This window comes from Caballeronia sp. M23-90 (assembly GCF_053574605.1).
Genome location: NZ_JBSIPA010000367.1, coordinates 1 through 6,727 on the forward strand (window position 1 = coordinate 1; position 6,727 = coordinate 6,727).

At 58.7% G+C, this 6,727-nt stretch carries 9 protein-coding genes and 1 tRNA gene; 3 read left to right on the plus strand and 7 right to left on the minus strand.

The window, feature by feature from the left end; translation table 11 throughout:
- From ACRXB1_RS26910 to ACRXB1_RS26920, 3 genes are all read left to right on the plus strand, one after another.
- On the plus strand, window positions 1-361 hold a 361-nt coding region (locus tag ACRXB1_RS26910; RefSeq protein WP_449493760.1), incomplete at its 5' end, for an RsmD family RNA methyltransferase.
- Between the two features lie 190 nt (window positions 362-551).
- A complete protein-coding gene (coaD, locus tag ACRXB1_RS26915) occupies window positions 552-1,055 on the plus strand; it encodes a pantetheine-phosphate adenylyltransferase (RefSeq protein ID WP_061998356.1) in 504 nt (167 codons plus the stop codon).
- A gap of 45 nt (window positions 1,056-1,100) precedes the next feature.
- Window positions 1,101-1,358: a YfhL family 4Fe-4S dicluster ferredoxin gene (locus ACRXB1_RS26920; protein WP_061998357.1), complete on the plus strand. Its 258-nt coding sequence runs from the start codon at window positions 1,101-1,103 to the stop codon at window positions 1,356-1,358.
- Between the two features lie 30 nt (window positions 1,359-1,388).
- Here the strand turns inward: ACRXB1_RS26920 and hisC are convergent, their stop codons facing one another.
- The 7 genes from hisC to lolB form a co-directional block, all read right to left on the minus strand.
- Complete coding sequence (hisC, locus tag ACRXB1_RS26925) at window positions 1,389-2,453, minus strand: histidinol-phosphate transaminase (protein ID WP_449493761.1); 1,065 nt, start codon at window positions 2,451-2,453, stop codon at window positions 1,389-1,391.
- Between the two features lie 27 nt (window positions 2,454-2,480).
- Window positions 2,481-3,083, minus strand: a complete 603-nt coding sequence (pth, locus tag ACRXB1_RS26930; RefSeq protein WP_061998359.1) for an aminoacyl-tRNA hydrolase — start codon at window positions 3,081-3,083, stop codon at window positions 2,481-2,483.
- A 152-nt stretch (window positions 3,084-3,235) separates the two neighbouring features.
- Window positions 3,236-3,862: a 50S ribosomal protein L25/general stress protein Ctc gene (locus ACRXB1_RS26935; protein WP_061998360.1), complete on the minus strand. Its 627-nt coding sequence runs from the start codon at window positions 3,860-3,862 to the stop codon at window positions 3,236-3,238.
- A gap of 161 nt (window positions 3,863-4,023) precedes the next feature.
- Entirely contained in the window at window positions 4,024-4,977 is a 954-nt protein-coding gene (locus ACRXB1_RS26940) for a ribose-phosphate pyrophosphokinase (RefSeq protein ID WP_061998361.1), read from the minus strand.
- A gap of 48 nt (window positions 4,978-5,025) precedes the next feature.
- Window positions 5,026-5,102 (minus strand) — tRNA-Gln (locus tag ACRXB1_RS26945).
- Window positions 5,103-5,157: 55 nt separating this feature from the next.
- A complete protein-coding gene (gene ispE / locus ACRXB1_RS26950; protein ID WP_449493762.1) occupies window positions 5,158-6,078 on the minus strand; it encodes a 4-(cytidine 5'-diphospho)-2-C-methyl-D-erythritol kinase in 921 nt (306 codons plus the stop codon).
- Between the two features lie 30 nt (window positions 6,079-6,108).
- The gene (lolB, locus tag ACRXB1_RS26955; RefSeq protein WP_449493763.1) at window positions 6,109-6,678 is read right to left on the minus strand and encodes a lipoprotein insertase outer membrane protein LolB; all 570 of its coding nucleotides are present in this window, start codon (window positions 6,676-6,678) and stop codon (window positions 6,109-6,111) included.
- Window positions 6,679-6,727 lie beyond the last annotated feature (49 nt).

Here is a 6,727-nt window from a genome sequence, read left to right on the forward strand (position 1 = left end):
TCGCGTCCTGATGGTGGAGCGCAGCGGCCGCGCGGTTGCGCAATTGAAGGCGAACCAGGCGCGTCTCGCCGCGAAAAACATCGAAATCGTCGAAGCCGATGCGCTGCGGCTCGCCGCAAACCTGCCGTCGAACTCCTTCGATGTCGTGTTCCTCGATCCCCCTTTCGGCGATACCACCATGCTCCAGCGGGCGCTTGAACTCGCGGCGCCGCTGGTATCGGCGAATGGATTGTTGTACGTGGAATCGGGCGAACCGCTCGACCCCGCGGAAGTCCCGGCCTTAGCCGGATGGGCAATTACCCGCGAAGGCAAGGCCGGCGCGGTCCGCTATCATTTGCTGCAGCGCGAAAATGAGGAATAATGCGCGTTCCGAAACGCTGGCCGGCGATGCGCCGGTTTCGGCGGAAGGAACATGCGAAGGGCTTGCATCGGGGCATGATTAGAGACGGCTTCTTGTAGATACCGGCATCGTCCCAATTTTCATCTGGCGAAGTATCGTCAGGAATTCTGCAAAAAAGCGCCAGAAAAAGTATCAGAAGAGGAGATGCCCCATGGTTACTGCCGTTTATCCGGGAACGTTCGATCCGCTCACGCGCGGTCACGAAGACCTTGTGCGACGCGCTTCGAGTATTTTCGATACGCTGGTGGTTGGCGTCGCCGACAGCCGCAACAAGAAGCCGTTTTTCAGCCTGCAGGAACGGCTGGACATTGCCCACGAAGTATTGGGGCACTATCCAAATGTCAAGGTGATGAGCTTCAAGGGACTTTTGAAGGATTTCGTGCGCAAGAACAATGCGCGCGTGATCGTGCGAGGGTTGCGTGCCGTCTCCGACTTCGAATATGAATTCCAGATGGCCGGCATGAACCGTTACCTGTTGCCCGACGTCGAAACCATGTTCATGACGCCCTCGGACCAGTACCAATTCATCTCGGGCACGATCGTGCGCGAGATCGCGCAACTGGGCGGCGATGTCAGCAAGTTCGTGTTTCCATCGGTGGAAAAACGCCTGCAGGACAAAGTGGGTCCGATCGCGCCTGATTCATCGACGCCCTGAGGGCATCGAAATGCCGGCTGAAACGCCGGACGAAGAGAGTAAAGCATGGCCCTGTTCATTACCGACGAGTGCATCAACTGCGACGTGTGCGAGCCCGAGTGCCCGAACGACGCCATATCGATGGGTGTCGACATCTACGTGATCGACCCGAAAAAATGCACGGAATGCGTCGGACACTACGACGAACCGCAGTGCGTGCAAGTGTGCCCCGTGGAATGCATTCCACGCGACCCGGCGCATGACGAAAACCCCATCCAGTTGATGGCGAAATATCACGCGTTGATGAAGGCGAAGGGCGTTTGAAGTTGGAGTAACGCCCAACGCCCAACGCAGTTAAAGCACCGCGCGCAACGCGGCCACGAGCGCATCACATTCGGCGTCCGTCCCGACGGTAATCCGCAAGTGTTGATCGATCCGTGGCAGCCTGAAATGCCGCACGAAGATCTCCTTTTCCTTCAGGCTCGCGGCGAGCGCTGCGGCGTCGTGTGCCGGATGGCGCGCGAATACGAAGTTCGCCGCCGACGGCACCACGTCGAATCCCAGCGCTTTCAATTCAGCCGATAACCGCTCGCGGCTCGCGATCACCTTCGCGCAGGTAGCGCGGAAATAATCGTCGTCCTCGAACGCTGCGATTGCCGCAACCTGCGCCAACCGGTCGAGCGGATACGAGTTGAAGCTGTCCTTCACGCGCGTGAGCGCCTCGATCAACGCCTCGTGTCCAAGCGCATATCCGACGCGCATTCCGGCCAGCGAACGCGCCTTCGAAAACGTCTGGATGACCAGCAGATTCGGATATTCATCGACCAGAATGGCCGCCGATTCCGCGCCGAAGTCCACATACGCTTCGTCGATCACGACAACAGAATCCGGGTTCGCCGCGAGCAGGATACTGATCTCGTCGAGCGGCAACGCGCGGCCAGTGGGCGCATTCGGATTCGGCAGCAGGACGCCGCCATTGGGCGCACGATAATCATCGACATCAATACCAAAATCCGCGTTCAGCGGCACCGCGTTGAACGCGACGCCGTACAACTGCGCGTACACCGGATAAAAGCTGTACGTGATATCCGGGAAACGGATTGGCGTGTCGTGCTTGAGCAGCGCCTGGAAGGTGTGCGCGAGGACTTCGTCGGAGCCATTGCCGACGAACACTTGCTCCGCGCGCAATCCGTGATGCTGCGCGATGGTTTCGCGCAGCGCGCGTGCCGTCGGATCGGGGTACTTGCGCAGCGAATCGCCGTTGTTCCCAAGCTCGCGAGTGATGGCATCGATAACCCGCGGCGACGGCGGATACGGATTTTCGTTCGTGTTGAGCTTCACGGGACGCGCGAGCGCGGGTTGTTCGCCCGGCACATACGGCGTCAGCGTATTGACAATGTCGCTCCAGAAACGGCTCACGTTTCGCTCCTTATCAAGGCATTCAGTTCAACCGGCGCGATGCAGGTTCATCACCGCGCGTTCCATTTCGTCGTTGATCGCGACAGGCATGACGGCAAGCGCGCGTTCGATCGATGCATCGATCACGTCCTGCTCTTCGCGGCGCGGCGGTTTCAGCACGAAGTTGGCGACATCGGGCTTGGCCCCGGCGCGTGATGCTTCGGGAATCAGATCCCGTGGATGCCCGATGCCAATCCTCAAGCGCCAGTACTGCTGCGACGACAAATGCGCGGAGATGTCCTTCAGGCCGTTATGGCCGCCGCTGCCGCCACCGAGCTTCAGCTTGACTGTGCCGGGTGGCAAATCGAGTTCATCGTGCGCGACGAGTATCTCGTCCGGCAGGATCTTGAAGAACTGGGCGACGGCTACGACCGATTGCCCCGATCGATTCATGAACGTCTGCGGCTCAAGCAGATGGATCTCGTGGCCATTGAGCCGGCCCCGCCCGTAATGGCCGTGGAACCGGCGTTCATCGCGCAGGGATGCCCCCGAGTCGCGCGCCAGTTGATCGACGAACCAGAAGCCTGCGTTATGGCGCGTCGCTGTATATTCGGCGCCCGGATTGCCGAGCCCGACGATCAGTTTGATCATGTTCAATCGTGGCGGCGTGGCTGCGCGCGAATCAGCGCTTCAAACCTCGACCGCACCAGAAAAAGGCTAAAAAAAACCCGCCGGCGCAGAGCAACGGCGGGTCACTTTGTCCACTCGTGAGAGTGGACTCAAGCGTACAGGCTTCAGCAGACTTATGCAGCCGGCTTGTCGCCTTCGGCAGCGGCATCGCCAGACGCGGCTTCCTCGGATACAACGGCAGCCGGAATGGTCGCCGAAGCAATAACCGGGTTTTCTGCTTCGAGGTGAGCGATCAGCGCCACGCCCTTCGGCAAAGCGATGTCCTTCACGTGCAACGCCTGACCCGCTTCGATCTTGGCCAAGTCGAGTTCGACGAATTCCGGCAGGTCAGCCGGCAGACATTCGATTTCGATTTCGTTGATCACGTGCGAGATCACGGCGCCACCGGTCTTCACAGCCGGGTTGGTTTCCTGGTTCAGGAAGTGAACCGGAACCTTGGTGTGCAGCTTCTTCGATGCATCGACACGTTGGAAGTCAACGTGCAGAACCATTTGCTTGAACGGATGGTATTGCACGTCGCGCAGCAGGACTTGTTGCGTCTTGCCGGCAACTTCCAGTTCGAGAATCGACGAATGGAAAACTTCTTTCTTCAGCGCGTGCCAAAGGGCGTTGTGATCGAGCTCAACAGCCAGAGCTTCAGCATTTGCGCCATATACGATACCCGGCGTCTTGCCCGAGTTACGCAGGCGGCGGCTCGCACCCGTACCGTGCAGATTGCGCTCAAAAGCGACTACTTTCATGATTCAACTCCATAATCTGCCCGCGACCAGGCAGTGAAAACGGGGCTGTCCGCGAAAGCGTTCAGCCCCAGAGCAGCGATTCAGGCCTTCGTTCGCCTGAACCGATTACGCGGTATTGAGAAGTTTGATCTCCGCTTCACCGCAAATACTTTCAACCTCGTTCAACCCTCGGCGAACAGCGACATGACCGAGTCGCCGCGCCGGATCCGCGAGAATGTCTCGGCCAGCAAACCCGCGCTCGACAATACACGCACCTTGGTGCATGCGCGCGCTTCGTCGGAGAGGGGAATGGTGTCCGTGACAACCAGTTCGTCCAGTTCCGATGCCGCGATCCGTTCACCCGCGCCGCCCGACAAAACCGGGTGCGTGGCATAAGCGAACACTTTTACGGCGCCGCGTTCCTTCAAAACCTGTGCTGCCTTGCAAAGCGTGCCGGCGGTGTCGACCATGTCGTCCATGATCACGCACGTGCGGCCTTCCACTTCACCAATGATGTTCATCACTTCAGCGACGTTCGCCTTCGGGCGACGCTTGTCGATGATCGCGAGATCGGTATTGAGCTGCTTGGCCAGTGCCCGGGCGCGAATCACACCGCCTACGTCAGGGGAGACGACCAGCAGGTTTTCGTGATTTTGCTTGCGCAGATCGCCGAGCAGTACGGGCGTTGCGTAGATGTTGTCGACCGGGATGTCGAAGAAACCTTGAATCTGGTCGGCGTGGAGGTCCATGGTGATGACACGATCCACACCGGCGATTTCCAGCATGTTCGCCACGACTTTCGCTGAAATGGCGACGCGAGCCGAACGGGGACGGCGGTCCTGGCGGGCATAACCAAAGTACGGAATGGCTGCGGTGATCCGGCCAGCGGATGCGCGCTTGAGCGCATCGACCATGATCATGAGTTCCATCAGCGTGTCATTGGTCGGTGCGCAGGTGGACTGCAGCACGAACACGTCTTTGCCGCGCACGTTTTCCTGGATCTCGACCATGATTTCGCCGTCAGAAAAACGGCTGACCATTGCCTTGCCGAGAGGGATACCAAGGATCTTGACGACTTCCTGTGCAAGCGCGGGATTCGCGTTGCCAGTGAATACCATCAGGCCGTCACTGCTCATCGTGCACCTGTTCTTGGCTGGGGCGAGAGGAAAAACGCGGGAAATTAATGGCAGGGGAAGAAGGATTCGAACCTTCGCATGCTGGAATCAAAATCCAGTGCCTTAACCAACTTGGCGACTCCCCTACACTAACTTTGAGTCTCACCGGGCAGTGTAGGCCAAACCCGGCAAAACGAAACTTTACGACGCGAAAGCGAAGAGAGGATGCGAATCCAGGCTTTCGGTCACTCTGCTTTTCCAGCTTGCCGGGAGTTTGGCTTGCGCCATCTCAGCTTCGGCTTTACTACGAAAAGCGGCAAACACGCTCGCTCCAGATCCGGTCATTCGCGCAGGTGAAAGATTCGAAAACCACTCCAGCACCTGAGCTACTTCCGCGTACTTCTCTGTCACAACTGCCTGCATGTCATTTCGACCGAAACTGTCTGGCCAATCTGCTTCAGAACTATGTTGTGCAAGGAAGTCCGTTATTGTGAGGACTTTTGAGTCCCTTGTCAACGCTTTCTCTGAAAAAATCGCGGCAGTTGGAACATGTACCGCAGGACTCACCACCAGGAAGAAACGTTTCGGTAAATCGACCGCTTGCAGCGCTTCGCCCACACCTTCAGCAAAAGCATTTTGACCGAAGACGAAGAACGGTACATCGGCGCCCAGTTTCAACGCCAGATCCTGCAGCGCCTGCCTCGACAAATCCAAGCCCCACAAGCGATTCAGTGCAAGCAGAACGGTAGCGGCATCAGAACTGCCACCGCCGAGACCGGCGCCCATAGGCAGTATTTTATCAATTTCTATGTTTACGCCAAGGGGGGTGCCGGTTGTCGATTGCAGCAGACGTGCCGCGCGTACTACAAGGTCATCCGCTTCGGGAACGCCCGGGACTTCGGTAATTCGTGCGATCACGCCATCATCGCGGCGGGTAAAGTGGAGCACGTCGCCCCAGTCGAGCAACTGGAACACCGTCTGCAGCGCGTGGTATCCGTCCGGACGCCGCCCCGTGATATGCAGGAAGAGATTGAGCTTGGCAGGCGCAAGACAGTTGCGCAGGGACGCGTCAGCCAGCGGACGCGCCTTGACCTGCGATAAGCCCGGTTCAGTTGAAGACATGCCGATAGGTGCGAAAAGGTGCGAAAAACGTTACTGGTCGAGGACGAGCTTGATATCGAGCGGCGGTTCTTCGCGCGACAGGTTCAGGCGTTTGACGCCAGTGGCGGGTGCATCGGCATAGGCCAGATAGTCGATGGTCCAGCCGTCCTGCTTGATCTGCTTCAGGTGGTCATTTTGCGACGACGAGTCCATGGTCGTGCGTGCCCGGGAAGTCGGCGCCGGCGATGGCTGCAGCCAGTAGCGCAGACCTTCCACTGGCAACGCGAAGCCCATTGTGTTGCGCATCAGTTCCGAGACATTGTCAGCGGTTTGTGGGTCACGGTTGGGCAATTCCAGCGTGGCCGATGACGGCGACGACGTCACGATAGCCATGGTCTGCCCCAGCGGATTGCGCAGTTGCAACGTGACGGTATCGCCCGTTTCCTGCCAGTCGAAGTTGCCGTACGCGTTGCGTTGCTGACCGTTCTGGTCGTCGTACTGGACTGCAAACCGGCCGTGATACGCGCGGGTCGTTTGCGCCGTGACATTGTCAGCGGTTTGTGGGTCACGGTTGGGCAATTCCAGCGTGGCCGATGACGGCGACGACGTCACGATAGCCATGGTCTGCCCCAGCGGATTGCGCAGTTGCAACGTGACGGTATCGCCCGTT

Excerpts from the sequence above, each read along its gene's own strand:
- coaD (WP_061998356.1), top strand. The coding sequence starts at position 552 with ATGGTTACTGCCGTTTATCCGGGAACGTTCGATCCGCTCACGCGCGGT.
- ACRXB1_RS26920 (WP_061998357.1), top strand. The coding sequence starts at position 1,101 with ATGGCCCTGTTCATTACCGACGAGTGCATCAACTGCGACGTGTGCGAG.
- pth (WP_061998359.1), bottom strand. The coding sequence starts at position 3,083 with ATGATCAAACTGATCGTCGGGCTCGGCAATCCGGGCGCCGAATATACA.
- ACRXB1_RS26935 (WP_061998360.1), bottom strand. The coding sequence starts at position 3,862 with ATGAAAGTAGTCGCTTTTGAGCGCAATCTGCACGGTACGGGTGCGAGC.
- ACRXB1_RS26940 (WP_061998361.1), bottom strand. The coding sequence starts at position 4,977 with ATGAGCAGTGACGGCCTGATGGTATTCACTGGCAACGCGAATCCCGCG.
- ispE (WP_449493762.1), bottom strand. The coding sequence starts at position 6,078 with ATGTCTTCAACTGAACCGGGCTTATCGCAGGTCAAGGCGCGTCCGCTG.
- lolB (WP_449493763.1), bottom strand. The coding sequence starts at position 6,678 with ATGGCTATCGTGACGTCGTCGCCGTCATCGGCCACGCTGGAATTGCCC.